Here is a 17,195-nt window from a genome sequence, read left to right on the forward strand (position 1 = left end):
CTCATTGGGAAGTAATGGCGAGTTTACGCTGTGTTTACGTGGACGACCTGCGGCCCAAACAGGAGTGGGAAGCGGATTCGGAACAACAGAAAAGGCAACGACAGACATTGCCGCCCACCAAAGCTTCCGAACAAAGTAGAGCCCCAACACCGACACGTGCCAATTAAGGCTTCAAAAATACTCTGCATAAAACTGTTGACCGGAGGAAAGACGACGGTTAAATTCCCTCTCCCTTTTGGGTGTGAGTTCCAGAGTAGCTCAATGGTAGAGCACGCGGCTGTTAACCGTGTGGTTGTAGGTTCGAGCCCTACCTCTGGAGCCAATTTTTGTTTTGCGCATGTACTGGGTGTACGTCATCGAGAATCTCTCCGGCATGTTTTACGTGGGCCAAACGGATGATTTGGATGCCCGCCTCGCCAATCATAACCGCACGGACAAGACCGCCGGTAAATTCACCAGGAAGCATGGCCCTTGGCAATTGGTCTGGAGCGAAGCCCACCCAACTCGTGTAAGTGCCATGGCGCGGGAACGGCAGATCAAGGCCATGACGTCTGCGCGCTGGATTCGCGCGAACTTGCTCGACGGTAGAGTCCCGACGCGTTGGGATCTCCATCCCAGCCACCTTGCACAGTTCTTCCGCCGGGAAACCGGCCTTTCCCCAAGCGATTATCGGCAGCAGCGTTGACGGAGCTACGCGGGATACATCAGTGGAACATCGTGGGGGGCGCCATTTCGGGACATGGGGGGAACACCCCATATCTTCCCGCAGCCCGGCTGATACCATTTAGGGCGATTTATGACTACCTCGGATTCGGGGCTGGGCGTACTTTTAAGCAAGATCGCAACAGGTCGAGCAAGACCCCGTGCGACAGGTTGACAAACAGGTGTATTGTCACCTCAATATATGAATGCAAAAATTGAAATTATGAACACGACCAAAACCAAAGCCTTCGCCGCGCAAAGCGCGACCTCACCACTGGCCTCCGCCACCATTCCGCGCCGCGCGCCGACCCCACGCGACGTGCAAATCGAAATCCTCTATTGCGGCATCTGCCATTCGGACCTCCACTACGCGCGCAACGAGTGGAGCAGCCTGATGCAGACCGTTTATCCCTGCGTGCCGGGGCACGAGATTGTCGGCCGCGTCACGAAGGTTGGATCGGCCGTGACCAAGTTCCATCCCGGCGATCTTGCTGGCGTCGGCTGCCTGGTGGATGCCGATCTGTCATGTCCCCATTGCCGCGCGGGCAACGAGCAGTTTTCGCCCACCCAGGTTTGGACGTATGGCGGGACTGACAAACATCTCGGTCTGCCCACTTATGGCGGTTATTCAGAAAGCATCGTCGTGGACGAGCACTTCGTCCTCCGCACGCCGACCAACCTTCCGCTCGCTGGAGTCGCTCCGTTGCTCTGCGCCGGCATCACCACCTATTCGCCGCTGCGCCACTGGAAGGTCGGCCCGGGCAAGAAGGCCGGTATTGTTGGGTTGGGTGGACTCGGGCACATGGGCGTGAAGTTTGCCCGCGCCTTCGGGGCGCACGTCGTGGTTTTCACCACTTCTCCCTCCAAGAAAGACGATGCCATCCGCCTCGGCGCCCATGAGGTCGTCCTGTCGCGCAACGCCGACGAGATGAACAAGCACGTCGGCAGTTTCGACTTCATTCTCGATGCGGTCGCCGCCACGCACGATGTGAACGCCTATCTCAATCTGCTGAAAGTGGACGGCAATCTCACCCTCGTCGGCGCGCCCGAGAAGCCGCACGCCATCTCCGCTTTTTCGTTGATCATGGGCCGCCGCAGCCTGTCGGGTTCTCCCATCGGCGGCATCGCCGAGACCCAGGAGATGCTCGATTTCTGCGCCCAGCACAACATCACTGCGGACGTTGAAGTCATCCCGATCCAGAAGGTCAACGAAGCCTACGACCGCATGGCCAAGGGCGATGTAAAATACCGGTTCTCGATTGATATGGCCTCGCTCAAGGCGGAATAACCAGCGCAACCATTCAGGCACTACATTTGAGGCACTGGAAGGAACTATGAGTTGGAGCTAGCCATGAGTGGAACCGCCCAACAAGGCTAAACGATTTCTCATTGCTTCTGGCGGCATCTGCAAGTAGCGTCACACTATTATGACTGATCACGGCATGGTTATTCCCCAGGTCCCGTTTGCGGCGTGGCAAACATTGCATGATGCCGCCGCACGTTTCATGGCGTTGAAACCCTGGACCGACATGTACGATACCGATTATTTGGGCATCACCGATCCGCAAACCGGCCAACTCCATGTCGGGATGGTGATGGGGAATTTGGGCCAGTTCCATGCCTTTGCCATGTACCGGGAACGCGAAGGGATTGAATTCTGCCGGACAGTACAAAACCTTGATGACGAATGGGCGGCGCGGCCGGATAATGCTCTGCGCCAGAATGTCATCATGGGCGAGTTCACCACCAAAAAGGAGCTGGATGAAACGGATCTTGCGGTGCTGGCTGGCATCGTTTGGAAGGGGCCCAAGCGTGGCGCGCAATCTCATGTGCGATGTCGCAATTCCCGGCCGAATCTTTTTCCCTGGTACCTTGATGCCGAAGAAGTCCGGATTTTGACGCTGGGTTTTGACTTGATGACGGATTACTGCGAATACCGCCGGGGAGGGAATCTGGTGTTGGAAGCCGACGAAAAACACCTGCCTTCCGTCCGCATGGATGGGTCGGCTCCCAAGTATTATTTGCGGGAATGGCCGGTGCAGGCCCCCTTGCCGGACGAACCGGATGGATCGGCCGCTTTTATGGAGCGGGCAACGCGGTTGAAAAAGCAGATAAGCAAGTCACATGGCTCATGGGAACTGGGCAATTGGCCGATCTGCATGCCCACCCATTCGGCAACCCGGCCCTACTTTCCTGAAATGGTGTTGGCGGCGGATGAGGTGTCCCATTGCATCCTGGCCACCAAACTGGCCAATCCGTTCAGCGACCAGCCTGGCAACGTCCTCGCAACCGTATTGCTGGACGGCATCGAAAAGTCCGGCTGCAAACCCGAGGAAGTTCAGGTTTTCCCCTCGCGGCACAACGCGACTTTGAAATCCCTGTGCGCCTTGCTTGGATTTCCCTTGGTCGAGCGCGATGAGCTACCCACCTTTGAGGAGGCGTACCGGGATTTTGACGAGCATATTCAGCATGTAAAACCTTGTTGATGGCTGGCCATTGCATATACAAGTTGCATTAACTGGAATCAGGAGGTATGCTTATCGCGTGAAAATGGTGATGACATGGCTGGTGGGACTGCTGATCGCGGTCGGGTCATTCCTTTTCCAGACCCCTTCCGCCGTAGCCGCACCAGCCAAAACTTGTGCCTGCGCCGGTTGCCAGTGTGGCGGACATTGCGGGTGCAGCGCGGACCAGCCAAAGGCTCCGGCCAACCCGGTGACTCCCCCGTCTTTCAACGGGATTCAGCGCCTGGATTGGGTCGGTTTGGCGGCGGTGCCAGTGCAACGCTCGCTCCCTCCGTCGCACATCGTCGCGTATGCTGCCGGGCAAACGGTCATTCGCGAGTCGCTTTGCGCAGTTCCCATCTTCCAACGGAATTGCAGTTTCCTCATTTGATTCCCGCCCGCCACGCGTGAAGTGTCGAAATTTATAACGCCGTTGACCCAACTGGCGGATGATTTCGGTCCCTTTCCCGGTTTGCGCGTGATTTTCCCAGGAACGGTTCTCCCGCAGAACCGCGGTCATTTACCCAAAGCAATTTTATGAGCCGCCGCTGGTGGCAAGACGAACGATGCAAAAACAACAAATACCGATTATCAAATGGAACGAAGACGGGGATGAAAATCCGAAGGCCGAAGACCGAAGTCCGAAAGAAGACCGAAGTCCGAAAGAAGACCGAAGGCCGAAGGCTGAAACACACGACCTGAGGAATGCTACTTCGGATTTCGGGGATCGGCTTTCTTTCGGCATTCGGATTTCGGTTTTCGGAATTCTCCTGCTACTGGCGGGCTGCCATGGCACACCCATTGCCACCGAGAAAAGCGCCCGGCAAAATGTGGCGCAAGTTGGCGCGACCTATCGCCCGCATGAAGCCAAACCGCCCCTGCCGGAACTCTCCACTAATGCCCCGCTGCAAACGTTCCTGACGTATGCCCTGCTGAACCAGCCCCGGGTGGAAGCCGCCTTTTATGATTGGGCGTCCGCCGTGGAACGCATCACCGTGGAGCGGGGCCGCCCTGACCCGCAGTTGAAGCTGACGGCGAACATCCAGGATGCCATCAATGGACTGTTATTCGGTTTCATGACGGATCTGCCCGGTCCCGGCAAGCTTGCGGCGCAAGCCGAAGTGGCCGCCGCCGAAAGCCGGGTGAAATATTACGCCTATGAATTCACACTGGTGCAAGCCGCCTACGACGTGAAGAAAGCATATTATCAGTTGCATTTTCTGGCGGACAAACTGCGCATCAACCGCGAAACGCTCGCCCTGCTGAACGACCTGGAGAAACTGGCGCGCTCGCAGAATGAGGTGGGCAAGGTCACGTTGCAGGACGTGCTGCGCGCCCAAATCGAGCAGGACCGCATGCAGAACGAGATTGCCAATCTGGAAGATTCACGCCTGCCATTGCTGGCCCAGTTCAAGGCCGCACTCGGACTGGCGGGCACCCAAGCCAACCCGCCTGTTCCGCACCAGTTTGAAACCATCCCGCTGGAACTGGATGCGGATAAAATCCTCGCGCTGGCGCTGGCGCGCAATTCACGACTCAAAGGCATGGAGGCGGAAATCCGGCTGGCTGAGGCGAGCATCCACCTCGCGCGCAAAGGCAAGGTTCCCGACTTCTCCGCCGGGCTGGAAGTGGATGCGCTGGCCTCGCCCACGATGATATCGCCACAGACTGGTATCTCCCTGCCGATCTGGCGGGACAAAATTACCGCCAAAATTGCCGCCGCCCAGGCCGGCCAGCGCGCCTCGGCAGCGCGCCTCTCCACCGAACAAATCTCGCTGGCGGTGGACATCGCTGAAAAATTGTATCTCTGCCGCGAGAGCGCCCGCAATCTGCAACTGGTGCAACAACACCTCATACCCAAAGCGAAAATGGCCCTGGATGTTGGACGCTCCAGCTACCTGGTGGGCAAGGTGGACTTTTTCAACCTCTCGGACATGCAGCGTCAACTGCTGCAATTTCAATTGATGGAAGTGGACGCCCGCATCCAGCGCGAGTTGGCGCTTGCCGAACTCTCCCTGCTGGTGATCGGGCAAATACCGGAAGGCGCCCCGGTGGTGGAAAAGAAGTAACGAACTGATTTAACCCTCAAACTACATGAGTATGAATACGAATATGAACACGTTGAAAATTTTGCTGTCTCCGTGCAAGGCGGAGTTAAATCCGAAACTCGAAAACCGAAGTCCGAAAGAAATCCGAAAACCGAAGTCCGAAACGGGAGCATCAGGGCATCAAATGTCACTCATAGGTTGGAGTTTACTCCTCCTCAGCCTGTTTTGGCTGGCGGGTTGCAGCAAGGGCGATGCGGGCACCGCCAAGGGTGCCAAGTATCATTGCCCGATGCACCCGACTTATGTCAGCGACCGCATGGGCGACTGCCCCATCTGCAACATGAAGCTGGTGTTGATCAAGGAGGACGCCAAGCCTGCCGCTGCATCCGCCTCCGGCGGTACCAAATACATCTGCACCATGTGCCCCACCGTGGTGAGCAACCAGCCGGGGTTGTGCCCGGAATGCAACATGAAGCTGGTGGCCACCAACCTGGCTCCGGCCAGCGCGAGCGGTTCCGCTACGGATGCCAAGCCGGTGAAATATCATTGTCCGATGCATCCGACGTATGTCAGTGACCGCATGGGCGACTGCCCCATCTGCAACATGAAGCTGGTGCCCATCAAAGACGGTGCCGGGCCGGAGGCCAGCGCGGTGCCGGGCCGGGTCCTCGTGGCGCTTTCTCCGGAAAAGCGGAATCTGATCGGGTTGGCCACGACCAAAGTGGACATGCGGGATCTCAGTCAAACCATTCGCGCCACGGCGGTGGTACAACATGACGAGACCCGGTTCACCCGCATTGCGCCGCGCTTCAACGGTTGGGTGCAGGAACTGATGGTCAATTACACGGGCCAGCACGTGCATAAAGGTGATCCGCTATTCAAAGTGTTCAGCCCGGACCTGATGGCCTCCGAAAATGAATATCTGCTGGCCTACCGCAACTACCAGGAAACCGCCCAAGCCGCCACCGTTCAGCGGGAGGCCGCCCGCCGCCTAATGGACTCCGCGCGCAAGCGCCTGCACATCTGGCAAATTGACGACGAGGAAATTCGCGGGATTGAAACCCGGCAGGAAGTCAAAGATGAAATGATTTTTCGCGCCCCGTTTTCCGGGCATGTCACGGTCAAGAACGCAGTGGAAGGCAAGGCGTTCACGGCGGGGGAAACCCTGTATGAAATCGCCGATCTTTCGCGGGTGTGGCTGCGCGTGGCGGTATTCGAGTACGACTGGCCCAACATCAAGCTCGAGCAAAAAGCGCGGGTCATTTTTCCCTATCTGGGGGAAAAAACCTTTACCTCCTCCGTCACCTTCCTTTACCCGCATGTGGACCCGCAAACCCGGCGCGGAGAGGTGCGCCTGGAATTGGACAACCCCAACCATGAGTTGCGTCCCGACATGTGGGCCACTGTGGAACTGGAAGTTCCCCTGGGCCGCGTGCTCGCGGTTCCAGCCAGCGCCATCATTGACACCGGCACACGCCAATTGGCCTTTGTGGATCGCGAAGATCAGCACCTGGAGCCGCGCGAGGTGAAAATCGGCGGGCGCACCGACGACTATTGGCAGGTGCTAGACGGCTTGAAAGACGGGGAAAAGGTCGTCACCCGCGCCCTGTTCCTGGTAGATTCCGAGAGCCAGCTCAAGGCCGCCATCGCCGCCATGACCGCCGAACCGGCGCCCAAGGCAGAGGAAGCCAAACCGGCTCCAGCACATCAACATTAATCCCACCACCCGGAATTTTGTTTATATGACCGATCCATCGCCACTTCCCGGAACTGCGCCGCATCGCGAGTCCCTCATCGAGCGCGTCATTGACTGGAGCGCCCGCAACAAGTTCATGGTGTTCATGACGGTCGCGGCGCTGCTGGCAGGCGGCATCTACTGCATGCGCAATACACCGTTGGATGCGCTGCCCGATCTCTCCGACGTGCAAGTGATCGTCTTCACGCAATGGGAAGGACGCAGCCCGAACCTGGTCGAAGACCAGGTCACGTACCCGATTGTCACCAAGCTGATCAGCGCGCCCAAGGTCAAGGTGGTGCGCGGCTACTCGTTCTTTGGCTACTCGTTTGTGTACGTCATCTTTGCGGATGGCACCGATATCTATTGGGCGCGCTCGCGGGTGATGGAGTACATGCAGGGACTGGGCGGCAGCCTGCCAACCGGCGTCACGCCCACCCTGGGGCCGGACGCCACCGGCGTCGGCTGGGGATTCCAATACGCGTTGGTGGACAAGAGCGGCACCAACGACCTCGCCGCGCTGCGCAGCTTTCAGGACTGGCACCTGCGGTACTGGCTGCAAGGCATTGAAGGCGTCGCTGAAGTCGCGACATTCGGCGGGTTTCAGAAGCAATATCAGGTGGAGTTGGACCCCAATAAACTGCTCGCTTTCAACCTGCCGCTTACCAAAATCGTGGCGGCCATCCGCAACGCCAATAATGACGTGGGCGGGCGCGAGCTGGAGCGTTTTGGCACCACCTACCTGGTGCGCGGCCAGGGGTATATCAAAAGCCTGGATGACCTGCGGTTGGTCGTCATTGGGGCCGACTCCCGGGGCACGCCGATCATGCTGCGCGATGTCGCTCAAAACATCACCTTGGGACCCGAGATGCGACGTGGGGCGGGAGACTTCAATGGTGAGGGTGAGGCGGTGGGCGGCGTGGTGGTCGTGCGGTTCGGCCAAAACGTATTGCAGGTCATCGAGCGCATCAAAGCCAAGCTGGCTGAAGTAAAACCCTCGCTACCGAAAGGCGTGGAGATTGTTACGACTTATGACCGGTCGGACCTGATCAACCGCTCGATTGAAACGCTCAAGCACACCATCCTGGAGGAATCCATCATCGTTTCGCTGGTGGTGCTTCTGTTCCTGCTGGATCTCGGCGGGGCGGTGCGGGCCATTGTGATGCTACCCATCGCGGTGGCGCTGGCGTTCATCCCCATGTACTTCATGGGGCTGACGGCGAACATCATGTCGCTGGCCGGTATCGCGATTAGTATCGGCGTCTTGTGCGACGAGGCGGTGGTCATGGTGGAGAACGTCCACAAGCGGCTGGAACACGCGCCGCCCGGCCTCAGCCGGAAGGAGCGCCAGGAAATCATCATCGCCGCCTGCAAACAGCTTGGCAAACCGCTCTTTTTTGCGCTGCTAGTCATCACCGTCAGCTTCATGCCGGTCTTTACGCTGGAAGCGCAGGAAGGGCGGCTCTTTAAACCGCTGGCGTTCACCAAGACTTTCACTATGGCCTGGGCCGCATTCCTCTCCATCACCATCGGCCCGGCGCTGATTGTGCTGATGACCGGCGCCAAAGTGATTCCGGAACACAAGCACCTTATCAGCCGGATTCTGCACCGGCTGTATTATCCATGGGTCAGCGCCCTGATGCGGCGGCGCATCCTGTCCATCGTCATCGCGCTGATCGCTGTGGGTTCGGCGATACCCATCTACCAGAAACTCGGTTCGGAATTCATGCCGCCGTTGAACGAGGGCACGATCCTTTACATGCCCACCACACTGCCCACGGTTTCCATCACCGAGGCCACCCGCCTGATGCAAATCCAGGATCGCATCATCCGGCAATTCCCGGAGGTGCTCACCGTGCATGGCAAGGCGGGTAAATCCGAAACCGCCACCGACCCCGCACCGCTCGAAATGTTTGAAACCGTGGTACAATTGAAACCGGAAAAGGAGTGGCGGCAGGTGCCCAATCCGCGCTTTTACTCCAAGTGGCCGGAGTGGTTACAAACGCCACTGCGGAAGGTCTGGCCGGATGTCCGTCCCATCACCTGGGACGAACTGACCGCCGAAATGGACGAAGCGCTGAACATCCCGGGCCTGGTCAACGCCTGGACCATGCCCATCAAGGCGCGCATTGACATGCTTTCCACCGGCATCCGCACCCCGGTGGGGTTGAAAATCTTCGGGGCCGACCTGGAAGTCATCGGTCAGATTGGCGAACGCCTCGAATCCGTGTTGCGCGAAGTCCCGGGCACCCGCAGTGCCTACGCGGAACGCACCACCGGTGGCTATTACCTCGACATCATCCCCAAGCGCGCGGAAATCGCGCGGTACGGACTCAACGTCGGCGATGTGCTGATGGTGGTGGAGACGGCCATTGGCGGCATGGCGGTGGACCGCACCATTGAAGGCCGGGAACGTTACACCATCAATGTCCGCTACAGCCGCGAATTGCGGGATGACCCGGAAAAGCTGAAACGGGTGCTGGTACCGATCGCGGCTGGCATGAGTTCCGGAGCCACCCCCACGCCCATGGAGGCGGGCGGCACATCTGCGGCTTCAACCGCCGTGGTGCAAATCCCGCTGGGTCAACTGGTCGAAATCAAAACCACGATCGGTCCGCCTCTGATCAAAAACGAAAACGGCGCGTTGACCGGCTATGTGTATGTGGACCTTGCCGGGCGCGATATTGGGAGCTATGTGGACGAAGCCAAAAAAGTGGTCGCCGAGAAAATTGAAAAGACCGGCCTGCTGCCGGCGGGTTACCGTATTGAATGGACCGGCCAATATGAATACATGCTGCGCGTGAAGGAGCGGTTGAAAGTGGTCATTCCCTTGACCTTGTGCCTGATCTTCCTGTTGCTGTTCATGAACTTCAAATCCATCCCGGAAACGTTCATCATTCTGCTGTCCATTCCCTTTGCGATCACCGGCAGCATCTGGATTCTGTACTTCATGGGCTATCACCTCAGCATTGCGGTTTGGGTCGGCATCATTGCGCTGGCCGGTCTGGCGGCGCAGACGGGCACCGTCATGATCATCTATCTTGATGAGGCGTTCCACACCTACCAGCGGGCCGGACGCATGAAGACACAACATGATCTGTTTGAAGCCATCACCTATGGCGCGGTGCAGCGGGTGCGCCCCAAGCTGATGACTGTGGCCATGATCACCATGGGCCTGGTTCCCGCCCTCTGGGCCACGGGCGCTGGCGCGGAAGCAATTCAGCGCATTGCCGCCCCCATGGTCGGCGGGCTGATCACTTCCACCATCCTGACCCTGGAAATTGTCCCGGCCATCTATTCACTCTGGCGCGGACGGCACGTCGAATGGGTTAAAGGGCCGCGTCCGCCACGCAAGAAATGGGCGGATCTCAGCGCCGAATTTGTGGCGCTGGAAAGACAACTCGCCGAGGATAAAAAATAATACCCTTGCGCGCGGCAAGGATATTAACCCAACGGTTACCCGCTATCAACAGATTATCGCAAATCCAGGCAGACGCCCTGCTTGGTGCTGCGGATATAAACGCGGCCATCGCTGAGGGCCGGCGTGCTCCAGCACTTGCCGTCCACGGCTTTGGTGCGGGCAAGTTCCTTGTACCCGTTGGGGCTGGCCTCCACGGCTACCAGTTGGCCGTCATCCGCCAGCGCCAGCAAATTATTTCCCGCCAGAATCACGTTGCCGGCACCAAAATTGGGTTGTTCCCATTTGATCTGGCCGGTCTTGACATCCACGCACTTCATTGGGCCGGTGCCGTATTTCTTGAAGCTGAACATGCCGTACAGATAACCATTTTTATAGACCGGGGTGCTCCAGTGATTGGCGATTTTCTGGTCGAAGGGCACCTTGTACAGTTCCTTGACGCTAAAACCGGCGCCGCCCTTGCTCACTTCGCAGGCACCGCCACCCACGCCGTAGCCAGCCGAGCAATACACGATATTACCGCAGATCACCGGGGAAGCCGCTGTGGATACTTTGAAAGGAAAGGCAAAACGCCAGAGCTGATTACCCGTCGCTGCGTCGAGTGAAACCAACCCGCTCTGCATGAAGAAGATGACCTGGCGGACCCCTTGAATGGTGCCAATCGCCGGGGTGGCGTGCGTGATTTTGTCGTCAAGCGCCTTCCACACCAACTGGCCGGATGTTTTATTGAAGGCCAGCGCGGATTGTCCGGCACCGCCGCCGGCCACATACACCAGATTGCCGTCAATCACGGGGGAAATGGCGCTCTTCCAAGTGATGTTGCGGCCGCCAAACTCGGTCATGATGTCCTTGGTCCAGACACTTTTACCGGAATTGGCATCAAGGCAGTGCAGCACCAAGTCTGCGGAATAAACATACACCCGACTGCCATCCACCGCCGGGGTTGAACGCGGGCCGTCCCCGCCCTTGTTATCGGGTGTGCCGGAATCGCCGCCGCCCTGATAGGTGGCGTTGCCCGTGGTGGCCTTCCAGAGTTGCTTGCCGGTATTGGCATCCAGGGCAATGGTGACTTCACTCGTGCCCTCTTTGACGACCGTGAACGCCTTGCCGCCGCCCACGGAGAAGCTGCTCAATCCGCTGGTGGTCGGCGTGGTCCAGACATGCTTGGGTGCGCCGGCCCACGGTAGGCGCACCGCCTCGGTCGAAATACCGTCCGTGTTGGCGCCGCGATACTGCGGCCAATCGGCGGTCGCGGTGAATGAGGTCAAGGTGAAAGCCAGGCTGCCAGCCAGGCAGGTCTTTGCGGTGATGTGGTTCATGGTGTCAAGTGATGAGGCCCATTCCGGGACCGGTTGGTTTTGGTTTAAAGTTGCAGGCGTTTGATAAACTCCTCGGCCAGCAAATCATACGCGGCGGCGCCGGCGCTGTATTTGTCGTAGTAGCGAATGGGTTTGCCAAAGGAGGGCGCTTCCGCCAGGCGCGTGGTGCGCGGAATCAGCGTCTCAAAAACAATTTCGGGGAAATGCTGGCGCACTTCTTCAACCACCTGGCGGGAAAGATTGGTGCGGCTGTCAAACATGGTCATCACAATGCCCACCAAGTGCAGGCGAGGGTTCACCCCCGTGTCGTGCAACTGGTTCACGATGCGGGTCAACATCGAGACGCCTTCCAGCGCGTAATATTCACATTGCAGGGGCACTACCAGCCCATCCGCCGCCGCAAAGGCATTCAAGGTGAGGATTGCGAGCGAGGGCGGGCAGTCAACGAGAATCACATCATGCCGGGCGGCCTGGACCACTGGTTGGAGCGCAAGCGCAAAGCGCTGGAGATGATTTTCGCTTTTCAACAACTCCACATCCACGCCGCACAAATCCATTTCGCTGGGCACCATTTCCAACCCTTCATAGGCAGTGGGTTTGATTTTATCCAACAGTGAGCCGTCGCCCAGCAGGGGATGGTACGCACTCCCCCCCTCGGTTTTTTCCAACCCCAACCCGCTGGTGGCGTTGGCCTGCGGGTCCAGATCCACAAGCAAAACACGATGGCCTGCGGCCGCGACACTGGCGGCCAGGTTCACAGCGGTCGTGGTTTTGCCCACTCCGCCCTTTTGATTGGCTATGGCGATGACTTTTGCCGACACGCCGATGATTTAAGCGGGAGACGCCCCGCCTGTCCAGCAAACTCCCAACCTAAAAATTGCGGACCAAACGCGCGGGGAGGATTTGACCAAGTGGAGCCGATCGCACAATTTTGATGGCATTCATGGGGATCACGGTGGCAGGGGGCGAGTAAAGGGGGTTGCCTCCCGGAGGAGAATTCGTTCAAAAACGAGGATCGTTTGATCGAGTAGGGCTGCGGCGCACACAACCTTGCGGTCCATGATTCCACGCCATGGGCAGTAGCGTCGTGCGCTCCGGCTGGTGGAGAGTAACCGGACTATTGCAGTTTCAAAGCCAGTTGGAATTGCTGCAAGGTGATGAAAGAGCCGCGCCGACGCGGGAAGAGCAACTGGACATTAACGGAGTCTCCCGCCTTTTTGCTGTGCAAATGGCGGGCGAGTTCAACCAAGTTGCCGGGCGCCAGACCATCCACGCTCGTGATCAACATACCGCGTTCCAAGCCGGCCTTGTCCGCAGTGCTGTTGCGGTCCACCCCGCCAACCAACAATCCATCCAGCCGGTTAAAGCCCAGGCTTTCGGCAATCTCCTCGGTCAACGGCTGCACGGAAACACCCAGGCGGCGCTGGATCAGTTTCTCATTGAAGAACGACTGCTCCAACGTCGGGCGCACAGTGACGGTTTTGGCCGTGCCATTGCGTTGAAGGTGCAAGACCACGTTCGTTTTGTCACCGGCATTCATCACCAGATGGTTGAATTCAATGAAACCGCTGGGCACGTGGCCATTGACCTGTTGGAGGACATCCCCGGATTTCACCCCGGCCTGATCCGCCGGGCTGCCTGGTTCCACTGTCGTGATGACCAGCGGGAAGGCGCCGACTTTCACGCGCGCGCCAAACCACACCTGCTTCAGCGCTTCCGGGGTGAAGCTGGCCGCAAGCGCCTCGGAGACGAGCTTGATCGGAATGGCGAAGCCAATGCCCTGGCCCTCACGATACACGGCCACATTGATGCCGATGAGTTCGCCCCGCAGATTGATCAGGGGACCACCGCTATTGCCGGGATTGATCGGCGCGTCCACCTGCAACCAATCCGCCACATCCAGCGGCTCATTGCCGCCTGCTGGACGCCGGCTTTTGGCGCTCAAAATGCCACGGCTGACCGACCCGCCCAGCCCAAAGGGATTACCCATGGCGATGACCGTTTCACCCAGCAGCAAGTCGTCGTCCTGCGCGAATTTGGCCGCCGCAAACTTTTCCCCGGCCTTGCCCCGGATTTTCAGCAACGCCACGTCGCTCTTGGCGGAAGTGGCCACGCGATCGCAGTCATATTCCCGGCCGTCCATGAGCTTGACCGAAATGCGGCTGGCCCGGCGCACTACGTGATCGTTGGTGACCACATAGCCATCCTCGTCAATGATGACCCCGGAACCCAGGCTGTACTGGCGCTGGGGTTGCCGACGGTAATAGGGATCGTAAAACTCCCGCAGTAATTCATCAAGCGGATGCCGGGTTTGTACGATGGTCTCGGTGGCAATGTTCACCACGGCGGGCATGACCCGCTCGATGGTATTCACCACCGCATCGCGGCGAATATCATTCGTCGTATCTGCCCCAGCAGACCACGCTAACCAAACCAGGAATAATCCGAGCATCCGTTTCATACGCATCAAGGCCCAATCTACCATTGGCACATCTTTTAGTAAAGCGTGACAAAACCTGATCAAACTGCACGATTTGCGCAACATCTGGCTTGCATCGGCAGGCGGGATTGGTAGGCTAACCCACGAAACACAATATGAATACGATGAGCCAGCAACTTACTCGCCGGACTTTCTTGAAAACCACCGGACAAGCCGCCGCCACCGTCGGCGCGTTAACCGCCGTCGGCCCCAATCTCTGGGCCGGCAAAGGCGCCAACGACACCATCGGGGTGGGATGCATCGGTTTGGGAACGCGCGGGGGCGACCTGATCAATGCCATCGCGGGCTCCAATGGGGTCAAGGTCAATGCCGTCTGTGATGTCTATAAGCCACATGTGCAGAAGGGGATTGACCGCAGCCTAAACCCGGAAGTGAAGCCGTATCTGGATTACCATGATGTTCTGGCGGATAAGAATGTGGACGCGGTGGTGATTGCCACCCCGGACCATCTGCACTGCCAGATTGTGCTGGACGCCATCAAGGCCGGCAAAGATGTCTATTGCGAGAAGGGCTTTGCCAAATCCATCGCGGAAGCCAAGCTGATGCGGGCGGCCATCAAAGAGAGCGGGATCGTCTTCCAGCTTGGCCATCAGGCGCGGCAATCCACCTGCGCGTTGCAAGCCAAACAATTGCTGGCGGATGGCATCCTGGGCCCCGTCACGCTGGTGCGCACCGGGCGCTTCGGCAATCTGCCCATGGACCGCAATATCTGGCGCTGGTACGGCTACTACAATATTTTTGACCGCCCCAACCCGGAACAAGTGGTCAAAGAGGTGGACTGGAAACGCTGGTTGGGCAAATCACCGGAGATTCCGTTCAATGAACGGCACTTCTGGCACTGGCGCTGCTACTGGCAATATGGTACCGGCCAGGCGGGCGACCTGCTTTCGCACGAAATGGACTTCGTCCAGTATCTGCTGGGCTACGGCATCCCAGATACCTGCATGACCACCGGCCGAAACGCGCTGCTCAAAGACGACCGCGAAGTGCCGGATACCTGGTGCGCCCTCTACGAGTTTGAGAAAAAGGACTGCACCGTCACGTTTACCTCCAGCATGAACACCAGCGTGGGGCAACCGGTGGAAATCTGCGGCAAGGAGGCCACGCTCCGCTTTGATGGCATCGCGCACGATGCCAACAGTTTCACCATCATCCCCGAGAAATTCTGCAAGCGCCCGTTGCCCGAGGGGTATCAGCGTGGCAAAACGCCAGGCCAGCCGAATCACCTGGTGGATTTCTTTAATTGCATGCGCACGCGGGGGCTGCCGAAATGCAACGTCAACGAGGCGTTCGTCGAAGTCGCCACCTTGCTGATGTCCATTGAGGCGTACAAGCAGAAACGCCAGGTGCGATGGGATCCGGTGAAGGAAGAGATCGTCTAACAGGTGGCCCGTCGCGAAAGTGGCGGGCTAAATTGGTTGAAATGCCGGCTTGTCGAAGCGCCCAGAAGGGCGTATGTTGCACCATTATGACCATGAAAATTGCGAACGTTCATAACGCCGGTCGGGTGCTGGTTGTCGCTGGTTGCCTGTGCGCCTCCGCGCTGTTTGCGGCCGAAACGGCCAAACCACCATCCCGGACACCCCTCAGCCCGCTGGCGGAATTGACCAGGCAAAAACTGGCCCTCGACCAGCATTTCAAACAGGTCAACGCCTGGGCGGGGCATCAGGATTTGCAGCAGGAGTTCCGCGAGGCGGTCGCGCAAAAATGCAATCTAACCCTCCCGGCCATGGATGCCCTCAAGCGCAAAGATACCACCATGTCCTATGCCGATCTGGTGGTGGCGCACACGCTGGCCAAAGCCGCCAACCTGACGTATGACCAGGTGAAGGCGGAGCGGCGCCGCTACGGCTGGGCGGATAATGCGCTGGCCCATAGCGTCAATTTGTCCACTGTGACCACCCCGCTCGAGGAGATCGAGACGACCATGCAAAAGCACGCGGATAAAATGCAGGCAAACGCCGCCCAGATGGAAGCCGATGCCCAACGTCGTTATGACCGCCAGATGCAGCAACAGCAGCAGCGCGGTAGTCGCCGTGGCGGGCGCGGTGGCGGGGGTGTCAATACGGGTAACGGCGGTGGTGGCGGTGGCGGTGCCCAATAATAACCCGCTGGAATGAGTTCCTCGCACTACGCGGACGCGGCCCTGGTTCTGTTAGGCCACGGCTCGACGTTAAATGCCGAATCTGCTCTGCCGACGTATCAACATGCGGACGAGTTGCGGCGGCGCGGTCTTTTTGCCCAAGTGCTGGAAGGTTTTTGGAAACAGGAACCCAACCTGGCCGGCGTGTTGCGTGGCGCGTTCACTCCGCGCGTGTTTATCGTCCCCGTCTTTATCTCCGCCGGTTATTTCACCGAGGAAGTATTGCCGCGCGAATTGGGCTTCACCCTTTCCGGCCAACCGCCCCGCTTTAGCCGCGTGCGGCAACTTGGTGGGCAATCCTTTTACTACTGTGATCCGGTGGGGACACATGATTCGATGACCGGCGTGCTGCTTGAACGCGCCCGGGAGGTTGTGGCACGCCATCCCGCCTCGGCGCTGCCCGCGCCAAGTCAGACCGCGCTGTTTATTGCGGGGCACGGCACCACCGCCAACGAAAACTCCCGCAAGATCATTGAACACCAGGTGGAACGCCTCCGCCAACTGGGTTTATATGCGGAAGTTCATGCCGCCTTCATGGAGGAAGAGCCGCGCATTGCGGATTGCTACCAACGGGCCAAATCACCAAACCTCGTCATGGTTCCCTTTTTCATCAGTGACGGGTTGCACTCGTACGAGGATATTCCGGTTATGCTCGGCGAACCGGCAACGGTCGTGAAAGCGCGTTATCGTGCCGGCCAGCCAACGTGGATCAATCCCACCGAAAAACACGGCAAACGGGTATGGTACGCCCCCAGCGTGGGCACCGAGCCGCATCTGGCGGACGTGGTTCTGGAACGGGTGCGGGAAGCCGAGCGTAACGGATAGT

General features: G+C 58.6%; 13 protein-coding genes and 1 tRNA gene. 11 read left to right on the forward strand and 3 right to left on the reverse strand.

The features are described from left to right. Positions 1-247 precede the first annotated feature (247 nt). From WCO56_10925 to WCO56_10960, 8 genes are all read left to right on the forward strand, one after another. Positions 248-322 (forward strand) — tRNA-Asn (locus WCO56_10925). Between the two features lie 15 nt (positions 323-337). Then, positions 338-685, forward strand: coding sequence for a GIY-YIG nuclease family protein (locus WCO56_10930; protein MEI7730077.1), 348 nt, complete (start codon positions 338-340; stop codon positions 683-685). A 240-nt stretch (positions 686-925) separates the two neighbouring features. Next, positions 926-1,990, forward strand: a complete 1,065-nt coding sequence (locus WCO56_10935) for an NAD(P)-dependent alcohol dehydrogenase (protein MEI7730078.1) — start codon at positions 926-928, stop codon at positions 1,988-1,990. 139 nt (positions 1,991-2,129) lie between these two features. Next, positions 2,130-3,188 (forward strand): hypothetical protein, encoded by a 1,059-nt coding sequence (locus WCO56_10940; protein MEI7730079.1) that lies wholly within the window; start codon positions 2,130-2,132, stop codon positions 3,186-3,188. A 58-nt stretch (positions 3,189-3,246) separates the two neighbouring features. Further along, the gene (locus tag WCO56_10945; GenBank protein ID MEI7730080.1) at positions 3,247-3,597 is read left to right on the forward strand and encodes a hypothetical protein; all 351 of its coding nucleotides are present in this window, start codon (positions 3,247-3,249) and stop codon (positions 3,595-3,597) included. A 175-nt stretch (positions 3,598-3,772) separates the two neighbouring features. Continuing rightward, positions 3,773-5,275, forward strand: a complete 1,503-nt coding sequence (locus WCO56_10950) for a TolC family protein (GenBank protein MEI7730081.1) — start codon at positions 3,773-3,775, stop codon at positions 5,273-5,275. Between the two features lie 163 nt (positions 5,276-5,438). After that, positions 5,439-6,971, forward strand: a complete 1,533-nt coding sequence (locus WCO56_10955; GenBank protein MEI7730082.1) for an efflux RND transporter periplasmic adaptor subunit — start codon at positions 5,439-5,441, stop codon at positions 6,969-6,971. A gap of 25 nt (positions 6,972-6,996) precedes the next feature. Next, positions 6,997-10,410, forward strand: coding sequence for an efflux RND transporter permease subunit (locus WCO56_10960; GenBank protein MEI7730083.1), 3,414 nt, complete (start codon positions 6,997-6,999; stop codon positions 10,408-10,410). 53 nt (positions 10,411-10,463) lie between these two features. Here WCO56_10960 and WCO56_10965 read toward each other — a convergent pair whose 3' ends face one another. The 3 genes from WCO56_10965 to WCO56_10975 all read right to left on the reverse strand — a co-directional run bounded on the left by WCO56_10965 (position 10,464) and on the right by WCO56_10975 (position 14,187). Beyond that, positions 10,464-11,726 (reverse strand): PQQ-binding-like beta-propeller repeat protein, encoded by a 1,263-nt coding sequence (locus WCO56_10965; GenBank protein MEI7730084.1) that lies wholly within the window; start codon positions 11,724-11,726, stop codon positions 10,464-10,466. A 44-nt stretch (positions 11,727-11,770) separates the two neighbouring features. Beyond that, positions 11,771-12,547: a ParA family protein gene (locus tag WCO56_10970; GenBank protein MEI7730085.1), complete on the reverse strand. Its 777-nt coding sequence runs from the start codon at positions 12,545-12,547 to the stop codon at positions 11,771-11,773. A gap of 296 nt (positions 12,548-12,843) precedes the next feature. Then, positions 12,844-14,187 (reverse strand): trypsin-like peptidase domain-containing protein, encoded by a 1,344-nt coding sequence (locus WCO56_10975; protein MEI7730086.1) that lies wholly within the window; start codon positions 14,185-14,187, stop codon positions 12,844-12,846. Positions 14,188-14,321: 134 nt separating this feature from the next. On the opposite strand from WCO56_10975, the gene WCO56_10980 reads away from it, so the two are divergent. The 3 genes from WCO56_10980 to WCO56_10990 all read left to right on the forward strand — a co-directional run bounded on the left by WCO56_10980 (position 14,322) and on the right by WCO56_10990 (position 17,194). Beyond that, positions 14,322-15,608 (forward strand): Gfo/Idh/MocA family oxidoreductase, encoded by a 1,287-nt coding sequence (locus WCO56_10980; GenBank protein ID MEI7730087.1) that lies wholly within the window; start codon positions 14,322-14,324, stop codon positions 15,606-15,608. Positions 15,609-15,700: 92 nt separating this feature from the next. After that, positions 15,701-16,330 (forward strand): hypothetical protein, encoded by a 630-nt coding sequence (locus tag WCO56_10985; GenBank protein MEI7730088.1) that lies wholly within the window; start codon positions 15,701-15,703, stop codon positions 16,328-16,330. Between the two features lie 12 nt (positions 16,331-16,342). After that, on the forward strand, positions 16,343-17,194 hold the full coding sequence (locus tag WCO56_10990) for a CbiX/SirB N-terminal domain-containing protein (GenBank protein ID MEI7730089.1): 852 nt from the start codon (positions 16,343-16,345) through the stop codon (positions 17,192-17,194). Position 17,195 lies beyond the last annotated feature (1 nt).

The sequence above is a fragment of the Verrucomicrobiota bacterium genome (genome assembly GCA_037139415.1).
Taxonomy (GTDB): domain Bacteria; phylum Verrucomicrobiota; class Verrucomicrobiia; order Limisphaerales; family Fontisphaeraceae; genus JBAXGN01.